Origin of the sequence: uncultured Dysosmobacter sp., assembly GCF_947631165.1 — a bacterium.
Classification (GTDB): Bacteria; Bacillota; Clostridia; order Oscillospirales; family Oscillospiraceae; genus Oscillibacter.
The window spans coordinates 27,200-49,279 of the sequence record NZ_CANRKH010000022.1 but is presented as its reverse complement, the minus strand read 5'-3'; the positions used below and the strand labels follow the sequence as shown (position 1 = coordinate 49,279).

Genomic DNA, 22,080 nt, shown 5'->3' with positions numbered 1-22,080 from the left:
GCCAGGGAAAACCTGGAGGCTGTCCTTCCGGCCCTGGCCCATGGCCTGGAGATGCTCTCCGGCCGCCCTGCCGACTGTGCCAGGCTGGTGGACTGAAAGAGTAACAAACCAGAACAACTCTGGTAGAATAGCACAATCTCTATAATAACGTGCGGAAATACTGTCGGACCACACCTTTCCTGACAGTATTTCCGCACGCTATTTTCTTAGATATCCGCTTCAATTTTGAATCGCCCCGGATTGCGCAGACAGCGCGAAAGAATCCTGAACAGGAAAAACAAATTCGAATTGGAGTGGCGCAGTGAAAGCGGAGCAGCGGATACCAATGACAGCCGATACGGTTAAATTGATAACTGTTGCTGCTGTGAACCGCTACCGGTTCCGGTCATGTTGCTTTGTGCCCCAATTGAAGCCGCAGGTTGACTGGAAGCCTTGGCAAGAGCTGCAAAAAACGGAGGTGAGGGCCACCATCACCTTTATGATGGTAAGGCAATCATCATTGAGGCGGCGGGTAAGGAACACCTCGTCGATGCAGGAACCATTGTCCAGGCTGTGGGCTTTGCGGCAAACAGCGCATTGTACAATGAGCTCAACGAAACGCTTACTATCCCGATTTGGGATGTGGGCGATTCCACTCATTCCAGCAGCATTTTAAACACGAATATCGTTTTACCGTCTGTTCAGTTCTGCTGAAAGTTTTTTTGCGATGCGGTCCTTCTCCTCCTGAGTCTCAACCCGCTTATACCGCTCCAGCGCACTGTCGCGCAGCCTCTCCGCTTCACGAGACCACCCCTTGAATTCGGCTTTGGTCATGGTCCCGCTCCGTGTACGGGCAAAGTATTTTTTATAGGCCCGCTGATGAACCTTCCAGACATCGTTGTTTTGCACCTTTTCCCGGAAGCTGGTAGTTGCTCCGATCTCCCGACAGGTCTTACTGCTTTCACCAGGAGCCAGTTCGTTGCAGTAGGAGTATGTCGCTCCAGGCTCCTGCAAAAACCAGCGGCTGCAATTGACGCAGCGCTTGGGGACAAAGCCTTTCTGCAGTCCCTTCATGAACTCCACATAAACGAAGTCGATCAACCGGTCGAAGTACATCTTTTCCACCAGTTCAGGTCCCCGCTTTCCACTTACACGAACTGCATATTGCGTCTTTACGTTTGGAGCATCCACATTGCTGTCCTCGCCCAAACTGATCCCGCTCACAAAAGCATCCAGAAAATGCGCTGTGATCTGCTCGGCCAGAGATTCTTTTCTCTGGCCCTTTTTCTTTTCAAACTGCTTGTCCTTGAACATGGAATCCAGAAACCATGCGTACCGCCGTTGGATGAAGCGGATATCGTCAAGACTCTGCTGAACAAAAGCAGACAGCTTGCGGTCTTCGTCGATCGCAAATTCTGCGAAAGCGTCCCGTGCCTCTCCAACCACAAAATCCTCGACCTGCCATTGGCCAAAGGCATGGAAATCCTCCAGATACAGGCGATACAGCGGCAGAGAGCCAAGGGTATTCACCACATCTATATAGGCCCGCGGGGCTGCTGTGTAGTCCTTGGCCCCAACAACTTGCTCCAGCTTGTCCAGCGGTTCCTGAAAGGGTGCGGTATCGAGGTTGAGGATCTCGGTCAGGATTGCTCCATAAGGAAGGGGCAGCTGATTCGACTCCACCCAGTAGCACGCTGCGCCAAATTCTATTTTTGTGTTTGTCCGAGGCCGGTTTATATCGAACAGATCTCTTCCTAAGATGCCCATGTACCCACCTCCTCAAAATAGAGAATGTATTTGTCTCGATATAGTGTATGTATATAAATAATACAAAACCTATATTCAAAAGTCAACCTTCATGCTAAGCTAAGGGCGTAGAAAATAAAACTGTAAAAAACAATATCGAAAGGAGAAACCATGAGAAAAACACTGCAGACTATCGATGGCGCCACGCTCATGTCCCAGCCGCTCCAGCCGCTGAACTTGGTGGTGGATACGCTGCTCTCTCAGGGGCTGCACATCCTCGCCGGTTTACCCAAAGTGGGAAAGTCCTGGCTGGCACTGTGGCTGGCCGTGACCGTAGCGAAAGGAAAGTCTGTCTGAGGGATGTCCGCTCGTCAGGACACCACGCTCTATCTCTGCTTGAAGGATTCCACGCTCCGCATCCAGAACCGGCTGTTCGAGATTACGGAGGATGCGCCGGACAATGTCCACTTTTGTACAGAGAGTGCTGTACTGGGGAAAGGACTGGAGGAACAGTTAAAGGAGTTCCTGTCCTCTCATGCGGACACAGTGTTGATCATCATTGACACGCTGCAGATGATTCGCAGTACCGGCTATGACAACACCTACGCCAACGATTATCGGGACCTGGCTCCCCTGAAAAAAATTGCGGATACCCACGGCATCGCCGTCCTGCTCATCCACCACTTGCGAAAAGAGTCCGCCAACGATGTGTTCAGCCGCATCTCTGGCACCACCGCCATCAGCGGCGCGGTGGATTCCAGCTTCACACTGGTGGAGGAAAAGCGGGGCAGCGGGAAGGCGAAGCTCTCCTGCATCGGGCGGGACATCGAATACCGGGACCTGGAACTGGAGTGCAACAGTGAGAACGTGTGGGAGCTGGTCTCTGACAGCCTGGAACAGTGGTCGCTGCTGGGCGACAGGATCATTTTTCTTCTCTCTGCATTGATGCGTGACTGTGCGGAATTTATCGGCACTCCCACGGAGCTGGCGGCGCATATTGACCCTGATGGAGCAGAGGGCATCACAGCAAAAACAGTTTTCCGCAGGATTCTGCAAAGCGTTGATGCTCTAGGGACCCAGGGTATCGTAGCTGTGACCCGCGGAAGCAACGGCAAGCGGCTCATCGAGTTGCACCGTGCCGATCGTGACGATACTGCCGGGGCCGGAGAAACCGTCCCTATCGACCCTGCTGACCCTGTCTGTTTGCCCGTTTGCGGCGGTTTCAGCGGGGGTGTCGCTCCTCTGGGGGTACTCCCACCGCTGGCGGAGTGAGGCACCGGCTTGCGCCGCTTTTGGGGCGAGTTGCGAAGGCTCCGATGGATGGGGAAAACGCTTCCCAATAGGGTTCCCGCCGAAGCCCAGTGGAGCGGGTTCGGTGGGAAGAGGAGACGCAGTGAAATGAGCGAGCTTTCGGCATCAGACGGAAGCGAGAGATATGGAGCTTGCGTCGACGACGGCCAGCATCGCGTTTGTCTGGACGTCGCACAGCCGCCATCCGCCTTCCGCATATTTGCGGGGCGCTGCCCCACACCCCATAATCATGAAAAACTTGAAGGACAGGAGGAGTATCACCATGAAACAGAAAATGAAGGACACCACATTCAGCATCCGTATCTCTTCTGAAAACCTTGAGACCATCAAGCAAAAAGCAAGGCAGGCGCATCTGTCCCAGGGCAACTATGTCACCGCCTGCTGTCTCGGCCAGCAGATCGTGATCATCGACGGCCTGAGAGAGGTGCTCCAGGAGCTCCGCTCCACCGGCAACAACCTGAATCAACTGGTCACCCTGGCGCACATGGGCCGTGTCACCGCTGCCAATCTGGACGACGTGATTCGGGTGTTCTCTGAACTGCGTGACGCGCTCCGTGCCATTGCCGAGAGAAAGCGCTGGTGACAATGGCGATCATCAGTTTCACGAACTACAAGCACGGGCAGACCCGCGGCGGCATGAAAGCGGTGATGCTCTACACCATGCAGGACAAGAAAACCGTCTGGGGAGACCAGAAGCTGGTCACCGGAGTCAACTGCCAGCCGGAATCTGCCTTCCGGGATTTCATGATCACCAAGCGGCTCTGGCACAAGGAGGACGGCGTCCAGTTCTACCACATGGTGCAAAGCTTCCCGAAAGGCGAAGCCGTAGATCCTGCCACCGCCCACGCGGCGGCGCTGGAGCTGGCAAACTATTTCGAGGGCAGCGAAGTCCTGGTTTGTACCCACATAGACCGGGAGCACATCCATTCCCACCTCGTCATCAATGCGGTCAACCTGGATACCGGGCGGAAGCTGCACATCGCGTCCCAGCAGCTCCAGGAGCTGCGCCAGAGAAACGACGAGGTATGTGCGAGGTTCGGCCTGCCGGTGTTCCAGCCAAGGGAGAAGAAAACAAAGTCCATGACCACGGTGGAGTACCACACCGCCGCCAGGGGCCAGAGTAGGAAACTGCGGCTCATGAATGTGATCAACGACTGTATGCGCTATGCTGCCGGTCGGGAGGAGTTCATCGCCCTGATGGAGAGCGAGGGCTATCAGGTGCGCTGGGAAAAGGGCCGAGGAATATCACTTACACCACACCCAACGGCTGGCAGTGCCGGGGCCGGCTGCTGTTCGGCGACAAATATCTGAAGGAGATGATGGAGGATGAGTTCAGGATCAGAGAAAAGGTTATCCATGGACGAGCTGATGGCGCTGAACCGTCCCGAGCCCGCGGAAGCGATGCCAGCGTCCACACGGATACAAACACATCCCACAGAGGAAGAATGGGCGGATCTGCTGGACCTGTTAGCTCAACTGGAACAGCATACAGAAACACAGACGGTGCTGCTGCGAACGCTCTCCAATCAGATGACGGGCCTGCCTGCACAGGAGCAGGGTCCGATCCTATTCATGTGAATAAACACGCCAAAACAGAGGAAACTATTTCCACAGGAAGGAGTGACAGCCCATTGGAGATCTATGTCAGAGATGAAAACAAAATCGTGGAGATCTGGCTCACCAACGTTGATAAGCGGGATGAAGCCGTTCAGGAAAAGCTGCGACCGCTGTACCAGGCATACAAGCAAAAGAATTATCTGGTGGCGGTGTTCCAGTCCGGCGGCCAAAATCTGGCCGATGCAACCAGTGATCTGCTGTGCTATAACCGCAAGTGCATCGCGCAGGCAGAAGTAGAAAAAGAAAAACAGGCTGGTATGAGCCTTGGACTGTAAGCGTGCTACCTGACATGACAAGAAATCAACCGCAGGTTACCATGCCGATGGCCGCGGCCGCCTTACCTGCGGATCATATAAAGAAAAATCCAGTTGCTATTGGCTCCGCCAAGTGATACAATATTATCTGAAATAGTGAAAACGTGAAAGAACATAATGGATAGAAAAGGAGGCGTTCTTATGGATACGGAAGCTGCCAAAACAGGTGAGATCCTGCTTTACGACAGCGGGGGCAGCAAGGAATTTGTCAGCGTGGTTTTCCAAGATGAAAACTTTTGGCTGACGCAAAGCGGCATGGCCCAACTTTTTGACTGCACACCAGAAAATGTGCTCCAGCACTTGAAAAACATCTATGCCGAGGAAGAATTAAGTCAAGAGGCAACTACTAAGAAATTCTTAGTGGTTCGCCAGGAAGGCTCTCGACAAGTCCGGCGCAGTCTGGACCACTACAACCTGGACGCCATTATCGCCGTGGGCTATCGGGTCAACTCCAAGAAAGCAACCCGCTTCCGCCAGTGGGCCACGAAAACGCTGAAAGAGTACATCCAAAAGGGCTTCATTCTCAACGACGAGATGATGAAGAACGGGCGGCCCTTTGGGAAGGACTACTTCGATGAGCTGCTGGAGCGCATCCGGGAAATCCGAGCCAGTGAGCGCCGGGCCTACCAGAAGATCGCCGATGTGTTCGAGCAGTGCAGCTATGATTACGACAAAAACAGCGAAACCACAAAAGCCTTCTATGCCTTCGTTCAGAACAAGCTGCACTTTGCCGTCACCGGCAAGACGGCGGCAGAGCTGATCAGTGAGCGGGCTACTCTGGACAGCCCCACCATGGGCCTGACCACCTGGAAGAGCGCGCCGAACGGAAAGATTTTGAAAAGCGACACGCTGATAGCCAAGAATTATCTGAACGAAAAGGAAATTTCCCGGCTCAACCGTCTGGTGACTATGTTCATCGACTACGCCGAGCTGATGGCGGAGGATGAGCAGCTCATGAGCATGAAGGATTGGCTGGCGGAAACTGACCGCTTCCTCACCAACAACCGCCGGAAGGTGCTGGATGGCAAAGGTGGTATTTCCCATGACGATGCGGTGAAAAAGGTTAGCGGCATTTATGCGGAGTTCCGTAAAAGACAGGACGCAGACTACATCTCGGAGTTCGACCGGCAGACTGCGAAATACTTAAAGGGTGAGACCGATGATCGAACGGTTTGATATCGCAGGCTATGCCCGTATCTCGGTGGATGAGGATCTGGACCGGGACAACACCTCCATTGAAAACCAAAAGGCCATCATTCAGGATTTTGTAAAGCAAAAATTTCCGGACAGCACCCTGACCTTCTACGAGGACAGGGACCGCTCCGGCTACACCTTCGAGCAGCGGGAGGGCTACCAAGCCATGCGCCGGGAGCTGATGAGCCACCAGAAAGACATCCTGATCGTCAAGGACTTCTCCCGATTCTCACGCCGCAACAGCCGGGGACTGGTCGAGCTGGAAGATCTAAGAGATGCCGGGGTGCGGATCATCTCTATCGGGGACGGCATCGACTTTCCCAATGACGACGACTGGCTGAAGATTCAGTTCCAGTTTCTCATCAACGAGATGCCTGTCACTGACACCAGCAAAAAGGTAAAATCCGTCATCAAGCGCCGTCAGCAGGACGGCAAATGGATCTGCGCCGCTCCTTACGGGTACATTGTCAACAAGCGGCAGGAATTTGAGATCGTCCCCACCGAGGCAGAGATCGTGCGGGAAATTTTTCGACTGTACATCGACGGCTGGGGCTATAAGAAAATCGCGGGCTATCTCACTGACCAGGGCATCCCAACACCCCGCATGGCGGAGCGGCAGCGGAAGGAGGCCGCCGGGGAGGACTGCAAACGCCAGGCAAAGCCTGTCTGGGCCATCGTCACCATCCAGGGCATTCTGGACAACGACTTTTATATCGGCACCCTGCGGCAGGGCAAATATACCCGAAAGAAGATCAACGGCAGGGATATGAAGCGGGACACGCTGGAGCACATCGTCATCGAGCACCATCACCAGCCCATCATTGACTACCGCACCTTCGCCACCGTGAAGGCACTGCGGGAGATCCGCTCCACCGCTCACTACCGGGGGCAGAAAAAGTATGACAACGCCTACTCCGGCTTTCTGGAGTGCGGCGACTGTGGTTCTCCCATGTTCGCCATGAGCCGGGCTGACCTGCGGGACGCCTACCGCTGCGGGGAGTACCACCGCCGGGGATTGAAAGGCTGCACCAGCCACCATATCCGGGTCGATAAGCTGGATGAGCTGTTGAAGATTTATGTCCGCAAGGTCAAGGACAACTCTGCTGCCATGCTGGACCGGCTCAACGCCGACCTGGCACGGGAAGAGGAGGACATCGGAGAGACGGAGCAGAGCGCCGCCAATCTGGAAGCAGTTCTGGCGGACTTGAAGGAGGAGCTGAAAGCCACAAAGCGCCAGCGGGTACGGGACGTTATGAAGAGCCCGGAGCGGGAAGCTATTCTGGAGGCGACCTACGACGAGCTGGAAAGCGACCTGCTCCGCCGGATAGAGGGCCTGCAAAATCAGATCCAAATGACCTTGGACAAGCGCAGCGCCATCATCCGGGTGAACCGGGCGGCGAAAACGGCTATGGAGGTCTTTGACGATATCCTGAACAAGCCCAAGTTGGATCGGAACGACCTCCAGCTCATCATTGAGAAGATCAAAGTCTATGAGGATCACCTGGAAATTCAGTTAAAGGCCGATATCGACAGCATTCTTCGGTGCGGTGACCTGTCCCAAGCGGACGAGGCTGTGGCAGCCATGTCCATCAGTCGGGAGAATGCCGCAAATTTTCCTGAAGGCACGGGAGATATCTCAAAATCCATCCTGCGGACGAATGATGTCCGTTCTTACGAGGTGGAGCTCGTTCAGGGCGCCAGGCAGCGCCCGAACAAGGTCTTTCGTGCCAATGTTATCAGTGACGGCGACCCCCTGGAGATCTACACCAGCCGTGATGGAGAGGTCATTTTTAAAAAATACTCGCTGCTGGGCGGCGTGGAGGATTTTGCCGGGCAGCTTTGCGAGACCATGAGCCGCTCCACCAGCAGCATCTGCGCCGTGACGGACCGGGACACAGTGATCGCTGTGGCCGGCGGCGCCAAGCGGGAGCTGCTAGGCAAGCGCATCACGCCGGAGCTGGAACAGATCATGGAGGCCCGCCGCATCTACCAATTCAGCGGCGAGGGACAGGCGATCCCCGTCTCCGACAGCACTGATAAATTTGTGACCGCTGTGGCGGCTCCCATCCTGTCGGAGGGCGATCTGCTGGGGCTGGTACTGTTCATCGCCGCCGCCCCCGGCGCCGCCACCGGCGACACAGAATTCAAGCTGGCTCAGACCATTGCCGCCTTTTTAGGCCGCCACATGGAAAATTGAGCCTGGTCCCGCCTGCTGGAAGCCGCTCTTTCAGCAGGCGGGACCAGATCTCCTCTCCCTTCTTTAAAAGCTGGACCGGCCATGTGCTTCTAACGCACACAAAAGTTTTCCTAACTCACGCCCATGTTTTTGTGGGTTTTACCATTGACAGACAACGTGTTCTAATGTTAGACTACGCATATCAATTCAATCATCAACAATGGCGTTGATGGAGAAAAGTACCGCGGACGTTCCGGTCCAGTGAGCGGGGGAGAGTGAGAACCCCGTACCAAAGAATCCGCGGGAAGAACACTCCGTAGCTGCAATCTGAACGCGGGATGCCGTCAGTAAGTGCGACGAGTTGTGATCGTTACATCACACGGGCTTGTTGGAGCCTTTGAAGGTGACCGTTCTCTTACGGGAGAAGGTAAATTAGGTGGCACCGCGGATAGCAGCTATTCGTCCTAAAATTTTAGGATGTAGCTGCGTTTTTTATTGCCGCTCGGCCTTCCCGGGCCGGGTCGTAAACTTTCGGAGGTGCTTATTATGTGCGCTATCATGGGATTTTCCAAAAAGACCTGCACCAAAGCGGAGCTTCAGCCGTTTTTTGACCGTACCATTTCCCGCGGCCCTGATATGAGCCGCATCATCGAGACCCCCTCCGGCTGGCTGTGCTTCCACCGGCTGGCCATCATGGGCCTGACGGAGGCGGGGATGCAGCCCTTTGAGCTGGACGGCGACTATGTGGTCTGCAACGGCGAGATCTACGGTTTCCGTCCCCTGAAGCGGCAGCTGGCGGAGAAAGGCTACCAGTTCAAAAGCGGCAGCGACTGTGAGATCCTGCTGCCCCTGTTCCACGAATACGGCCTGGATATGTTCGCCCAGCTGGATGCGGAGTTCGCCCTGATCATTTACGACTCCAAAACGGATTCCCTCATTGCCGCCCGGGACCCCATTGGCATCCGTCCCCTCTTCTACGGCTACGACAGGGAGGGCGCCATCGTGTTCGCCAGCGAGGCCAAGAACCTGGTAGGGCTGTGTGACGAGGTCTGCCCCTTCCCTCCCGGCCACTATTACGCCTATGGCAAGTTTGTCCGCTATGCCGACCTGACCACTGTGACGGAATACGTGCCGGATGGCCTGGAGACCGTCTGCAAGCATATTCGTGACAAGCTCATCGCCGGCGTTGACAAACGCCTGGACGCCGACGCCCCGCTGGGCTTCCTGCTCTCCGGCGGTCTGGATTCCAGCCTGGTGTGCGCCATCTCCGCCCTGGTGCTGGGCAAGAAGATCCGCACCTTCGCCATAGGCATGGATAAGGACGCCATCGACCTGAAATACGCCAAGGAGGTGGCCGATTACATCGGCGCCGACCATACCGAGGTCTACATGACCCGTCAGCAGGTGCTGGACTCCCTGGAGGAGGTCATCGCCATGCTGGGCACCTGGGATATCACTACCATCCGGGCCAGCATGGGCATGTACCTGTGCTGCAAGGCCATCCACGAGCAGACCGACGTTCGGGTCCTGCTGACCGGTGAGATCAGCGACGAGCTGTTCGGCTATAAATACACCGACTTCGCACCCAGCGCCGAGGCCTTCCAGCAGGAATCCAAGAAACGGATCGACGAGCTGCACATGTACGACGTGCTGCGGGCCGACCGCTGCATCTCCGTCAACTCCCTGGAGGCCCGGGTCCCCTTCGGCGATCTGGACTTTGTGAAATATGTCATGCGTATTGACCCCAAGCTGAAGCTGAACACCTATGACATGGGCAAATACTTGCTGCGCCACGCCTTTGAGAAGGACCACCTGCTGCCGGAGGACATCCTGTGGCGGCAGAAGGCCGCTTTCTCCGACGCTGTGGGCCACTCCATGGTAGACGATCTGAAGGCCTACGCTGAGGATAAGTACACCGACGGAGAGTTTGAGACTCTGCGGCAGAAGTATGACTACGGCACTCCCTTCACCAAGGAAAGCCTTCTGTACCGGGAGATCTTTGAAAAATACTACCCCGGCCAGGCCCGGATGATCGCGGACTTCTGGATGCCCAACAAGGAGTGGGAGGGCTGTGATGTGAACGATCCATCCGCCCGTGTTTTGGCAAACTACGGTGCCAGCGGCAAATAAGCGGCCATATTTTTAGAAGTATTACCTATTTGCATCCCTGTCGTTTTATGATACGATTTTAAATACGAAACATAGGAGGATGAAACGTATGAGCACACCGACCAAACTCCCCGAGCTGTTCGGCAGCATGGTCTTCAATGAAGAGACCATGAAGGAGCGCCTGTCTTCCGCGTCCTACCGCGCCTGGAAGAAGTGCGTCACCGAAGGCACCTCTCTGGACATCTCCACCGCCAACGAGATCGCCGAGGCCATGAAGCAGTGGGCCGTGGAAAAGGGCGCGACCCATTATACCCACTGGTTCCAGCCCATGACCGGCGTCACCGCTGAGAAGCACGACAGCTTCATCTCCCCCGTGGGCGGCGGTAAGATCATCATGGAGTTCTCCGGCAAGGAGCTGGTCCGGGGCGAGCCTGACGCCTCCTCCTTCCCCTCCGGCGGCCTTCGCGCCACCTTCGAGGCCCGGGGCTACACCGCCTGGGACCCCACCTCCTTCGCCTTTATCAAGGAGGGTTCTCTGTGCATCCCCACCATCTTCTGCTCCTACTCCGGCCACGCGCTGGATAAAAAGACCCCCCTGCTGCGCTCCATGGACGAGGTGTCCCGTCAGGCCATCCGCATCCTGCGGCTGTTCGGCGACATGGAGACCAAGCGGGTCGTGGCCCAGGTGGGTCCCGAGCAGGAGTATTTCCTGATCGACAAGGAGCTGTACAACCAGCGCAAAGACCTGCGGATGACGGGCCGGACCCTGTTCGGCGCCAAGCCGCCCCGGGGCCAGGAGCTGGAGGACCACTACTTCGGCGCCATCAAGCCCCGCGTAGCCGCGTATATGAAGGACCTGGACGAGACGCTGTGGGCCTTGGGCGTGCTGAGCAAGACCAAGCACAACGAGGTGGCCCCCTCCCAGCATGAGATGGCCCCCATTTTCTCTGACGCCAACACCGCCTGCGACCACAATCAGCTGGCCATGGAGATGATGAAGAAGGTAGCTGACCGCCACGGTCTGGTGTGCCTGCTCCACGAAAAGCCCTTCGCCGGCGTCAACGGCTCCGGCAAGCACGACAACTGGTCCCTGGGTACCGACACCGGCAAAAATCTGTTCAAGCCCGGCTCGACCCCCAGCCAAAACGCCCAGTTCCTGCTGTTCCTGGCCGCCTTTATCAAGGGCGTTGACGAGTATCAGGACTTCCTGCGGGCCACCGTGGCCTTTGCCGGCAACGACCACCGCCTGGGCGCTCAGGAAGCTCCCCCCGCCGTGCTGTCCATTTTCCTGGGCGACGAGCTGAACGGCGTGGTGGAATCCATCATCAAGGGCACCGAGCACAAGGATTCCGGCAAGCGCACCCTGGAGATCGGCGTGGACGTGCTGCCTGCCATCCCTCAGGACAACACCGACCGCAACCGCACCTCCCCCATGGCCTTTACCGGCAACAAGTTCGAATTCCGGATGCTGGGTTCCTCCCAGTCCATCTCCGGGCCCAACATCGCCCTGAACACCATGATGGCCGAGGAGCTGAAGCAGTTTGCCGACGAGCTGGAGAAGTCCAAGGATTTCCAGGCCGATCTGCAGAAGCTCATCAAGCGCACCTTCACCGAGCATCAGCGCATCATCTTCAACGGCAACGGCTATGACGACGCCTGGATCAAGGAGGCTGAAAAGCGGGGTCTGTGCAACCTGACCTCCACCGCCGACGCCCTGCCCATGTACACCGCCAAGAAAAACGTGGACCTGTTCGTGAAGCACGGCATCTACACCAAGGAGGAGATCAACGCCCGTGCTGAGATCCACATCGAGAACTATTCCACCGTGATCAGCATCGAGGCACGCACTATGGTGGACATGATCCGCCACGACATCCTGCCCGCCGTGTCCGGCTACGCCACCGATCTGTGTGAGCGTGCCGCCAGCAAGGATGCTCTGGGTGTGGCCTGCAAATATGAGACCGCCACCGCCAAGGAGGCCGCCAAGCTGACCGACGCGCTGATGGCCGCCTGCGACAAGCTGGAAAAGGACCTGGAGAAGGCCCCCGCCGACGCCAAAAAGGCCATGGTCTATGCCCACGATATCATCGTGGCCGACATGGCCAAGGCCCGTGAGGCCGCCGATAAGCTGGAGGCCATCACCGCCAGCGAGTACTGGCCCTTCCCGGTGTACAGCGATCTGCTGTTCTCTGTGTAAAGCATCTAAAAGGGATATAGGACAAACGCAATGGGGCACTTCTGTGCCCCATTGCGTTTTTTGCCGCCTGTTGTGCCGCTATGGCAAGCCGGCACAGGTGAAAAATTCTCTTTGGATTTTTTCACCTGCGCCGGCCAGACCGTCCGGTGCAGAGCCGGAACATCGTTCCCCCTCTTTCTCCTTTGGCCCCGCCGTGCTTTCCCCACGGCGGGGCCGCATCTATAAACGTCTCTTTCCGCAAGCCCAGCTTTCCTGACAAATCATGGAACATCGAAAGCCGAACCGCGCCGGGGTATTTCCCCGAAATCTCCGTATGAGGCAAAACACCGTCTGGAACCAGGCAGCGTCTTTCATCCCCAGCGAACATTCACCAGGGAAGCTGCCGGGACAGCTCCTCCCGAAAGTCCGGATGGGCGATGGCGATGAGGGCTTTGGCCCGCTCCAGCGTACTTTTGTACCGCAGATCCGCCACGCCGTACTCCGTGACCACGTACTGCACACAGGTGCGGGGCGTGGTCACAATGCTGCCAGGGGCCAGCTGAGGGACGATCTTGGAATGGCGAACGCCGCTTTTGTCCCAGTAGCTGGAGCGCAGAGCGATGATGCTCCTGCCGCCCCGAGACCACTGGGCGCCCAGGACCCACTCCAGCTGCCCGCCGGTGCCGGACCACTGCCGGGGGCCGACGGACTCTGCGTTCACCTGTCCGGTGAGGTCGATCTCCATGGCGTTGTTGATAGATACCACACGGTCGTTTCTGGCGATATTGCGGGCGTCATTGGTCCAGTCGATCTCCTTTTGGCAAAAGGCAGGATTGCCTTCGGCAAATTCCCACAGCCGCCTGTCTCCGATGAAGTAAGCGCCCGCTGTCCGGCCGGGGCAGACCTGTTTGCGGCTGTTGTTCACCACGCCTCGCTGCATCAGGCCCACCAGGCAATTGCTCATGACCTCCGTCTGAACGCCCAGATCCTTTTTACCCGCATAGATCAAGCATTCTCCCACAGCGTTAGCCAGTCCGCCCAGGCCGAACTGGACGCAGGCACCGTCCTCCACCAGCTCCGCGATGCAGCCGGCAATGGCCCGGTCCATGTCGTCAGCAGATGCCGGCGGATGCTCCGCCGGTGGGCGGCTGGTCTCCACGATGACATCCGCCTCGGACACATGGAACAGCATATGCCCCTCCCCGCCGCTGGAAAAGGAAGGCAGCTGATCGTTGATCTCCACGATCACCGTTTCCGCCCGCTCCAAGACCCGGCGGTGGAGCATGGCCCCCCACAGGGAACGGCTCATCCAGCCGTTTTCATCCGGCGGCGCGCAGGTGAGGATCACTGTCCGGGGATGACGGGAGGCCATCCAGTCTCCGGTGGCGCTCAGATGGGTCGGCACGAAGTGAACGTTGCCATGGGACAGCAGTGCCCGCTCGCCGGAGAAAAAATTGGCGTTATAATCCACCAGCTCTGCCAGTTCCGGCGACAACAGCGCCGTATCCAGCGGAGCGAACAGGCTGTCGATCTCCAGGCGTCCGCCTTCCCGCCGCAGCCGGGCGGCCAACGCCCCGTCCACCGCATAGGGCCAGCTGGCGGAGGAGGTCATGGCCGCCGCGCCGCCCAAATCGACCCATGACGCCGCCTCTTCGGCACTCATCCGCAGCGCCTGATACTGCCGCCGCCAATCCTGGATGTGCGCCATCCGCCCCTGGCGGGTCGGAAGCAGTTTTTCCATATCCCTCGCCTCCTTTTTTACAGCCATTGTACCTTGCCTGTGCTCTGATTGCAACCCTGGCGGGGAGAATTTTCCCGCGGGCCAGGCGGTCTGGCGGCGGGAACGGAAAGCATGGGGCCACTGGTCAAAAGCACCGGGCGAGCCAGCGGAAAGCCGGCTGGCTTCTTCCAAATATTTCCTTATTTTTTTGCTTGCGCTTGCCTGCCGTCCATGATATACTCGTTTTACTGAGCGAACTACGGGATGGAGGTATGACCTTTGCAAAAACGCAGCCACAAGCTGCTGGCGGACGCGCTGCTGCAAAGCCACCAGGGCTTTACCGCCAGACGGTATGAGCTGGCCTTTCTGTTCGGCTCTTTCCAGCCGGACTGTAATCCCCTCAGCTATTTGAAAGGCTCCCTGCGGGCCTGCAAGCTGCGGGGCCACAACTACACCAACTCCCAACGCTACATCGTGACCCACATTGCCCGACTTCAGCATCATGCCCACTGGACACTGTGGCAGTATTACACCCTGGGCAAGCTGACCCACTATCTGGCGGACGCCTTTACATACCCCCATAACGAACACTTCCCCAACAGCCAGTTGGATCACCACCGCTATGAGAGCGAGCTGCGGCTGTATTTGGCCATGTATCTGGCCCACTGCACCCTGCAGCGGAAAAGAGACTGCCAGGACCTGACCGCCGCTTTGGAAGAGCTGCACCGCCGGTACATGGCCCGCTGCTCCGACGCCCGGCGGGACGTCCGCTACATCCTGCAGGCCACGGAGCTTCTGATGGCCGGTTGCCTGCCTGCCGCTGCCTGATTTTCCAGGATGCACAAATTTTCCCGCGTTTTCCGCCGCTATTTGGAAATATTCACAATTTCCATTTGGCTTGTAAAGTGTTATGCTTTAAACATCTAAAGAGAACGAAAGGGACAGGGTTATGACCGCTATTTCCCGTGCAGCCGAATACCGCTACTTTAGCTTTACCTACTTTACGGGTAAGGCTTATTTCGGTTTGGCTGAAAGCGCACGGGTGTAAGGTCAGTTTTGTCAGAAACTGCCAGTACATGACGACCCGCAGCCGGACCGGCTGCGGGTCTTTTTTGTGCCGCGCCAACATTATAAGGAGGAACATATCATGATCGTCATTCTGAAGCACAATCCCAACCGCGACCAGCTGGAGAGCCTGATCTCCTGGCTGCAGGAGAAGGGCATCACCATCCACACCAGCATCGGCGAGGCCCACACCATTCTGGGTCTGGTGGGCGATACCTCCAAGCTGGATATCGACCTGATCTCCGCCCTGGACATCGTGGAGGACGTGAAGCGGGTCCAGGAGCCTTACAAAAACGCCAACCGCAAGTTCCACCCTGAGGACACCGTGATAAAGGTAGGCAATACCCAGATCGGCGGCGGCAATCTGACCATCATGGCAGGCCCCTGCTCCGTGGAATCCGAGGAGCAGGTGGTGGCCATCGCCAAGGCGGTGAAGGCCAGCGGTGCCACCATGCTCCGGGGCGGTGCCTTCAAGCCCCGAACCTCTCCCTATTCCTTCCAGGGGCTGGGCGCCACCGGCTTGGAATACCTGAAGATCGCCCGGCAGGAGACCGGCCTCCCCATCGTCACTGAGCTGATGGACCTGAGCCAGCTCCCTCTTTTCAAGGATGTAGACGTGATCCAGATCGGTGCCCGGAACATGCAGAACTTTGACCTGCTGAAGGCCGTGGGCCATCAGGACAAGCCTGTGATGATCAAGCGGGGCATGTCCGCCACCTATGAGGAGTGGCTGATGAGCGCCGAATACGTCATGGCGGGCGGCAACGAGAACGTCATTCTCTGCGAGCGGGGCATCCGCACCTTCGAGAGCTATACCCGCAACACCCTGGACCTGGCCTGCATCCCTGTGATGCGGAAGCTGACTCACCTACCCATCATTGTCGATCCCAGTCACGCCACTGGCAAGAGCTGGCTGGTAGAGCCGCTGGCCATGGGCGCTGTGGCCACCGGCGCCGACGGTCTGCAGATCGAGGTCCACAACGACCCCGCCCACGCCCTTTGCGACGGGCCTCAGTCCCTGAAGCCGGAGGTCTTTGACGGTCTGGCAAAGAAGCTGCTGAAGCTGCATGAAACCATGAAGAGCTTGGAGGATTGAGTTTATGAATGTCGGTATCGTCGGCCTGGGGCTGATCGGCGGCTCCATGGCCAAGAGCATCAAGGCCCGCACCGCCCACACCGTCTGGGGCGCGGATCTGGATAAGGAGACCATGACCCTGGCACGGATGTGCGGCGCTATTGACGCCCCCCTGACTGATGAAAACCTGCCCCAGTGCGACCTGATCCTGGTGGCCATCCGCCCCGGCGCGGCCGTGGAATGGGTCCGCCGCCACGGCGCGCTGATTGCCAAAAGCGCCATTCTGGTGGATCTGTGCGGCGTGAAGCGGATCGTGGTGGACGCCATCGGCCCCGTCGCCCAGCAGTACGGCTTCGCCTATATCGGCGGCCATCCCATGGCCGGCAAGGAGCGGGGCGGCTTTACCTCCGCCACAGACAGCCTATATGTGGGCGCATCCATGATCCTGACGCCGGACAAGCGGACGGACATGCAGCTGCTGGAGACCCTGAAAGCTTTCTTCCTGGACATCGGCTTTGCCGGCCTCACCTTCTCCGACCCGGAGGAACATGACCGCATCATCGCCTTCACCTCTCAGCTGGCGCACATCGTCTCCAGCTCCTACGTGAAGTCCCCCGAGGCTCAGCGCCGCCGGGGCTTCTCCGCTGGCAGCTTCCAGGACATGACCCGTGTGGCCCGGCTGGATGAGGATATGTGGACGGAACTGTTCCTGGACGACGCCGACTACCTGACAGTGGAACTGGACGAGATCATTCGCCATCTGACGGAGTATCAGGAGGCCCTGAAGGCCAGGGACGCGGAGCGGCTGTGCGCCCTCTTGAAGGACGGGCGAGAGAAAAAGGCTGCCGCAGGCGGCAACTGACGTAAAGACCTCTGCCCCCCTTTAGAACCCGTATTCATAAGCGGGGAATGGCGGATCAAGGCGCTTTACGGATCTTCTCAGCCCCCTTCCCAAGTGCCTGCGGGCGCAAGGCGGCGGATCCGCCTCATTCCTAATTTTTAGAAAGTGTGGTTTTATGCCAAACTCCATCCAAACCATTCAGGTCCGCACCTCCCCCGCCTATGAAGTGCGGATCGGCGGCGGATTGCTGCGGTCCTGCGGGGCATATCTGTGGGACCTGCTGGGGAACTGCCATATGGCGGTGATCGCCGACAGCACCGTGGCGGCGCTGTATCTGGACACCGTCACCGCCAGTCTGCGGGACGCCGGCTTCACCGTCAGCTCCTACGTATTCCCTGCCGGGGAAACCCGCAAAAACTTTAAGACCCTCTCCGCCATCTTGGAGTTCCTGGCGGAGGAACAGCTGACCCGGACCGACTGCGTCGCAGCCCTGGGCGGCGGCGTCTGCGGGGACATGGCCGGCCTGGCGGCAGCTCTGTACCTCCGAGGCGTCCGGTACGTCCAACTTCCCACCACCCTCCTGGCTGCCGTAGATTCCTCCGTGGGCGGCAAGACCGCCATCGACCTAGCGGCGGGCAAAAACCTGGCGGGGGCCTTTTTGCAGCCTGCCGCCGTGCTGTGCGACACCGACTGCCTCAAGACCCTGCCGCCTGAGGTGTTCGCCGACGGCGCGGCGGAGGCCATCAAAACTGCTGTTCTCTCTGACGCCAGCCTGTTCAACTGTATGGAAGACGGCGGGTTCCGTTTTTTGGAGCCGGCGCCGGTCATCGCCGCCTGTATCCAATATAAGGCCGGCGTGGTGGAGCGGGACGAAAAGGAGCAGGGGGAGCGGAAACTGCTGAACCTGGGCCACACCATCGGCCACGCCATCGAGAAGTGCAGCGGATATACGATCCCCCATGGTCACGCCGTGGCGGCGGGGCTGGCCATCATGACCCGGGCATCCGAAAAGCTGGGCTGGATGTCGGAATACGCTGTGAAGTGCCATGACGGGGGCCGAATCTGCTCCGCGCTGGAAGCCCTGGGACTGCCTGTTTTTACAGGCTTCTCCGCGGAGGAATTGGCAGAAGCCGCCCTCTCGGACAAGAAGCGGGCGGGAAACACGATCACTATCGTGGTTCCCAGGGAGATCGGTGCGTGTGAGCTGAAGAAAGTATCCATCACCGATCTGCTGCCCATTATCCGGGCGGGATTGGAGGGCTGAGTATGGACCTGCGAATCACCCCCGGCCCCCTGGAGGGGACGGTCACTCCGCCGCCCAGCAAGTCGCTGGCCCACCGGGCACTGATTGCCGCCGCCCTAGCGGGAGGATTCAGCGTTTTGGAAGAGCTGGCCCCTTCCCAGGACATCCAGGCAACCCTCCGCTGCATGGAGGCCCTGGGGGCGGAGTGGTCCCGTCAAAGCGGCGACACCATCCTTGTCAGCGGCATCCGGAATCTCTCCCGCCCCGGAAATGAGCTGCCCCGCTTTGACTGCGGGGAGTCCGGCTCCACTCTTCGCTTCCTCATTCCCATCGCCCTGGCGGTGGCGGGCGGCGGTGTGTTCACCGGCCGGGGACGGCTGATGGAGCGACCGCAAAAGCCTTACTTCGATATCTTTGACGAGAAGGGCATCTTCTACGAGCAGAAGGATGGAAGCCTGACGGTTCGGGGCCACCTGGGGCCGGGGGAGTACCGTCTCCCCGGCAACGTGTCCAGCCAGTTTGTCACCGGACTGCTTTACGCGTTGCCCCTGCTGGGCGGGGACAGCACCATCGTCCTCACCTCACCACTGGAGTCCCACGGCTACGTGGACATGACCCTGGAAGTGCTGGAACAGTTTGGCATTCAGATTGAGGTGCTGGAGGACGGCTTTGCTGTTTCCGGGAACCAAAGCTATCAGACCTGCCGTTTTATTGTGGAGGCCGACTGGTCTCAGGCGGCGTTCTGGTACGCGGCGGGCTTCTTGGGAAACTGGGTAGAAGTCGGCGGACTGGACACTCATTCCACCCAGGGGGACGCCGTAGTTGAGGACTGGGTGGATAAGCTGTCCGACCCAGGGGAGATGGACGTGGATGTCTCAAACTGCCCCGATTTAGTTCCACCCCTTGCGGTGATTGCAGCCCTCCGGACGGGAGAAATTACCTACCTGACCAATGCCGCCCGTCTGCGCATCAAGGAGAGTGACCGCTTGGCCTCCGTGACCCAGGTGCTCAACGCCTTGGGCGCGGATGTGAAGGAGGGACCGGACTTCCTGAAGATCAAAGGCCGGGACGCTCTGACAGGCGGCGTCACGGTGGACTGCTGCAACGATCACCGCATCGCCATGATGGCGGCCATTGCCGCCACTCGCTGCCAACAGCCCGTGACCCTGCTGGGAGCGGAATGTGTGAAAAAATCCTATCCAGACTTCTGGGAGGTCTATCAAACATTGGGAGGTGTGGTCCATGTCCTCTAAATTTGGAAAGCTCTTAACGGTCTCCGTGTTCGGCCAGTCCCACGGAAAAGCCATCGGCGTCGTTCTGGACGGTCTGCCCGCTGGGGAGGCTGTCGATCTGGACGAACTGAATGCCTTTCTGGACCGGCGGAAGCCAGGCAAAAGCCCCCTCTCCACTACTCGGAAGGAGGCGGATGCCCCTGTCTTCCTCTCTGGCCTGGAAAACGGCGTCACCTGTGGGTCCCCCCTGTGCGCTATCATTGAGAACGGCGACCAGCGATCCAAGGATTACAGGGAACTTCTGGATAAACCCCGTCCCGGTCACGCGGATTACACCGCCGCCTGCAAGTGGGACGGCTGTGCAGACATGCGGGGCGGCGGCCACTTCTCCGGCCGCCTGACGGCTCCCCTGTGCATCGCTGGCGGTATTGCCAAGCAGATCTTAGCCCGGAGGGGCGTGTACGTAGGGGCGCATCTGGCCGCCGTAGGGACGGAAAACGACGTGTCCTTCCCCCTGCATCCCACCAAAGAGCTGTTTGACAGCGTGGCTGCCAAGTCCTTCCCCGTGCTGGACGGGCAGGCGGGAGAGCGGATGCAGGCCGTCATTCTGGCGGCCAAGAACGACATGGACTCGGTGGGCGGCGTCATTGAGTGTGCTGCGGTGGGCCTGCCCGCCGGGCTGGGCGATCCCATGTTCGACGGCGTTGAGAATCGTCTGGCGGCGGCCCTGTTCGGCATTCCCGCCGTGAAGGGCGTAGAATTTGGAGCAGGCTTTGGGGCCTCCCGGCTCCATGGCTCGGAGAATAACGACCCCTTCACCATGGAAGAGGGCCGGATCGTCACCACGCAAAACAACGCCGGCGGCATTCTAGGCGGCATCACCACCGGAATGCCCGTTATGCTGCGGGTCGGGATCAAGCCGACCCCATCCATTGGCCGGTCCCAGCGAACGGTCAGCCTCTCCGCCCAGGCGGACGCGGAACTGACCATCCATGGGCGGCACGACCCCTGTATCGCCCACCGGGCCGTACCGGTGGTGGAGGCAGTCACCGCTGCCGTTTTATTAGATTTATTGTTGGAGGGAAATCATGGAACTTTCTGATATCCGTGTAAAGATCGACGCTGTCGACGACCAGCTGCTGGCTCTGTTTTTGGAGCGCATGGCCCTGTCCGAAGAGGTGGCGGCCTATAAGAACGAGCATCACCTGCCCATCCTGAACAAGCAGCGGGAGCGGGAGATTCTGGCCAAAGTCACAGAAAAGGCCGGCGACAAAGAGCGCTATGCTTACCACCTCTATTCCACGCTCTTCGAGCTGGCCCGTTCCCGGCAGGCGGAACTGATCTCCGCCCCCGCCAACGTCAAGGCCCAGGTGGAAAAGGCCCTGTCCGCCGGCAGTGAGGTGTTTCCCCAGACGGGCATGGTGGCCTGCCAGGGCGTGGAGGGGGCCAACAGCCAGGTGGCCTGCGACCGCATCCTGCCCCGGGGCAGCATCGTGTATGTCAAGACCTTCGCCGCCGTGGCCTCCGCTGTGGAGTCAGGCCTGTGCAAGTTTGGCGTTCTGCCCATCGAAAACAGCTCCAACGGCTCCGTCCGGGCGGTGTATGACCTGCTGCAGGACCACAAGCTGTCGGTGGTCCGCTCGACCCGCCTGTGCATCCGCCACGAGCTGCTGGCACTGCCCGGGACGAAGATGGAGGATATCACCGAGATCTACTCCCACCAGCAGGCTATCGGCCAGTGCAGCCGGTTTTTGAACGGCCTCAGCGGCGTTCGGGTCGTCCCCTGCGACAACACCGCTATGGCCGCTCAAATGGTGTCTGAGCGGGGCGATCCCCATGCGGCGGCCATCTCCTCCCACCCCTGCGCGGCGCTGTACGGCCTGGAGTGTGTCAACGATGACATCCAGGACAGTGACAACAACTATACCCGCTTCATCTGCGTCACCAAGGACCCCGCTATTTACGCCGGCGCCAACCGCATCAGCCTGATCATCTCCACGGAGAACAAACCCGGCGCGCTGTACGACATCCTGTCCAAGCTGGCGGCGCTGGACATCAACATGACCAAACTGGAATCCTGCCCCGTCACCGGCCGGAACTTCGAGTTCATCTTCTATCTGGAGCTGGAGGCCTCTGTGCTGGAACCCAGCGTTCTGTCCATGCTGGGAGAGCTGGAGCGCAATTGCCCCGGCTTCCAGTTCCTGGGATCCTATTCTGAAGTTTAAAAAGGCGTTAGAGATAAGGGTGAAGAAATAAAAGATAAGAGAGGCTCCTTCAACAGA

General features: G+C 58.6%; 18 protein-coding genes and 1 pseudogene. 17 read left to right on the top strand and 2 right to left on the bottom strand.

From position 1 onward, the window contains the following. Positions 1–432 precede the first annotated feature (432 nt). Complete coding sequence (locus Q0Z69_RS11295; RefSeq protein WP_298033476.1) at positions 433–693, top strand: hypothetical protein; 261 nt, start codon at positions 433–435, stop codon at positions 691–693. Here the strand turns inward: Q0Z69_RS11295 and Q0Z69_RS11290 are convergent. Continuing rightward, on the bottom strand, positions 670–1,746 hold the full coding sequence (locus Q0Z69_RS11290; protein ID WP_298033472.1) for a DUF6076 domain-containing protein: 1,077 nt from the start codon (positions 1,744–1,746) through the stop codon (positions 670–672). The two genes, Q0Z69_RS11295 and Q0Z69_RS11290, sit on opposite strands and share 24 nt — an antisense overlap. Before the next feature lie 150 nt (positions 1,747–1,896). On the opposite strand from Q0Z69_RS11290, the pseudogene Q0Z69_RS11285 reads away from it, so the two are divergent. From Q0Z69_RS11285 to Q0Z69_RS11245, 9 genes and pseudogenes are all read left to right on the top strand, one after another. Beyond that, positions 1,897–2,997: pseudogene (locus Q0Z69_RS11285) on the top strand (AAA family ATPase). Between the two features lie 301 nt (positions 2,998–3,298). After that, positions 3,299–3,619, top strand: a complete 321-nt coding sequence (gene mobC / locus Q0Z69_RS11280) for a plasmid mobilization protein (protein WP_298033469.1) — start codon at positions 3,299–3,301, stop codon at positions 3,617–3,619. Between the two features lie 2 nt (positions 3,620–3,621). Further along, positions 3,622–4,347: a relaxase/mobilization nuclease domain-containing protein gene (locus Q0Z69_RS11275; protein ID WP_298033466.1), complete on the top strand. Its 726-nt coding sequence runs from the start codon at positions 3,622–3,624 to the stop codon at positions 4,345–4,347. A gap of 45 nt (positions 4,348–4,392) precedes the next feature. Beyond that, positions 4,393–4,614, top strand: a complete 222-nt coding sequence (locus Q0Z69_RS11270) for a hypothetical protein (RefSeq protein ID WP_298033463.1) — start codon at positions 4,393–4,395, stop codon at positions 4,612–4,614. 53 nt (positions 4,615–4,667) lie between these two features. Continuing rightward, positions 4,668–4,928, top strand: a complete 261-nt coding sequence (locus tag Q0Z69_RS11265) for a hypothetical protein (RefSeq protein ID WP_298033460.1) — start codon at positions 4,668–4,670, stop codon at positions 4,926–4,928. A gap of 180 nt (positions 4,929–5,108) precedes the next feature. Beyond that, complete coding sequence (locus Q0Z69_RS11260; RefSeq protein WP_298033458.1) at positions 5,109–6,143, top strand: virulence RhuM family protein; 1,035 nt, start codon at positions 5,109–5,111, stop codon at positions 6,141–6,143. After that, entirely contained in the window at positions 6,127–8,358 is a 2,232-nt protein-coding gene (locus Q0Z69_RS11255; RefSeq protein ID WP_298033456.1) for a stage V sporulation T C-terminal domain-containing protein, read from the top strand. Before Q0Z69_RS11260 ends, Q0Z69_RS11255 begins: the two co-directional genes overlap by 17 nt. A gap of 525 nt (positions 8,359–8,883) precedes the next feature. Continuing rightward, positions 8,884–10,467, top strand: coding sequence for an asparagine synthase B (gene asnB, locus Q0Z69_RS11250; RefSeq protein WP_298033453.1), 1,584 nt, complete (start codon positions 8,884–8,886; stop codon positions 10,465–10,467). Positions 10,468–10,555: 88 nt separating this feature from the next. Continuing rightward, positions 10,556–12,643: a glutamine synthetase III gene (locus tag Q0Z69_RS11245; protein WP_298033451.1), complete on the top strand. Its 2,088-nt coding sequence runs from the start codon at positions 10,556–10,558 to the stop codon at positions 12,641–12,643. A gap of 367 nt (positions 12,644–13,010) precedes the next feature. Here Q0Z69_RS11245 and Q0Z69_RS11240 read toward each other — a convergent pair whose 3' ends face one another. Beyond that, positions 13,011–14,363, bottom strand: coding sequence for an acetyl-CoA hydrolase/transferase family protein (locus Q0Z69_RS11240; RefSeq protein WP_298033450.1), 1,353 nt, complete (start codon positions 14,361–14,363; stop codon positions 13,011–13,013). Positions 14,364–14,621: 258 nt separating this feature from the next. Here Q0Z69_RS11240 and Q0Z69_RS11235 point away from each other — a divergent pair, with 258 nt between their 5' ends. From Q0Z69_RS11235 to Q0Z69_RS11205, 7 genes are all read left to right on the top strand, one after another. Then, positions 14,622–15,170, top strand: a complete 549-nt coding sequence (locus Q0Z69_RS11235; RefSeq protein ID WP_298033449.1) for a zinc dependent phospholipase C family protein — start codon at positions 14,622–14,624, stop codon at positions 15,168–15,170. Positions 15,171–15,489: 319 nt separating this feature from the next. Further along, a complete protein-coding gene (gene aroF, locus Q0Z69_RS11230) occupies positions 15,490–16,503 on the top strand; it encodes a 3-deoxy-7-phosphoheptulonate synthase (protein ID WP_298033448.1) in 1,014 nt (337 codons plus the stop codon). 4 nt (positions 16,504–16,507) lie between these two features. After that, the gene (locus Q0Z69_RS11225; RefSeq protein WP_298033447.1) at positions 16,508–17,344 is read left to right on the top strand and encodes a prephenate dehydrogenase/arogenate dehydrogenase family protein; all 837 of its coding nucleotides are present in this window, start codon (positions 16,508–16,510) and stop codon (positions 17,342–17,344) included. A gap of 154 nt (positions 17,345–17,498) precedes the next feature. Continuing rightward, entirely contained in the window at positions 17,499–18,587 is a 1,089-nt protein-coding gene (gene aroB / locus Q0Z69_RS11220) for a 3-dehydroquinate synthase (RefSeq protein ID WP_298033445.1), read from the top strand. Positions 18,588–18,589: 2 nt separating this feature from the next. Further along, on the top strand, positions 18,590–19,819 hold the full coding sequence (aroA, locus tag Q0Z69_RS11215) for a 3-phosphoshikimate 1-carboxyvinyltransferase (protein WP_298033444.1): 1,230 nt from the start codon (positions 18,590–18,592) through the stop codon (positions 19,817–19,819). Beyond that, complete coding sequence (gene aroC / locus Q0Z69_RS11210) at positions 19,809–20,900, top strand: chorismate synthase (protein WP_298033442.1); 1,092 nt, start codon at positions 19,809–19,811, stop codon at positions 20,898–20,900. The genes aroA and aroC overlap by 11 nt, the downstream gene beginning before the upstream one ends. After that, positions 20,887–22,023, top strand: a complete 1,137-nt coding sequence (locus tag Q0Z69_RS11205; protein WP_298033439.1) for a bifunctional chorismate mutase/prephenate dehydratase — start codon at positions 20,887–20,889, stop codon at positions 22,021–22,023. The genes aroC and Q0Z69_RS11205 overlap by 14 nt, the downstream gene beginning before the upstream one ends. The last annotated feature ends 57 nt before the right edge of the window (positions 22,024–22,080 follow it).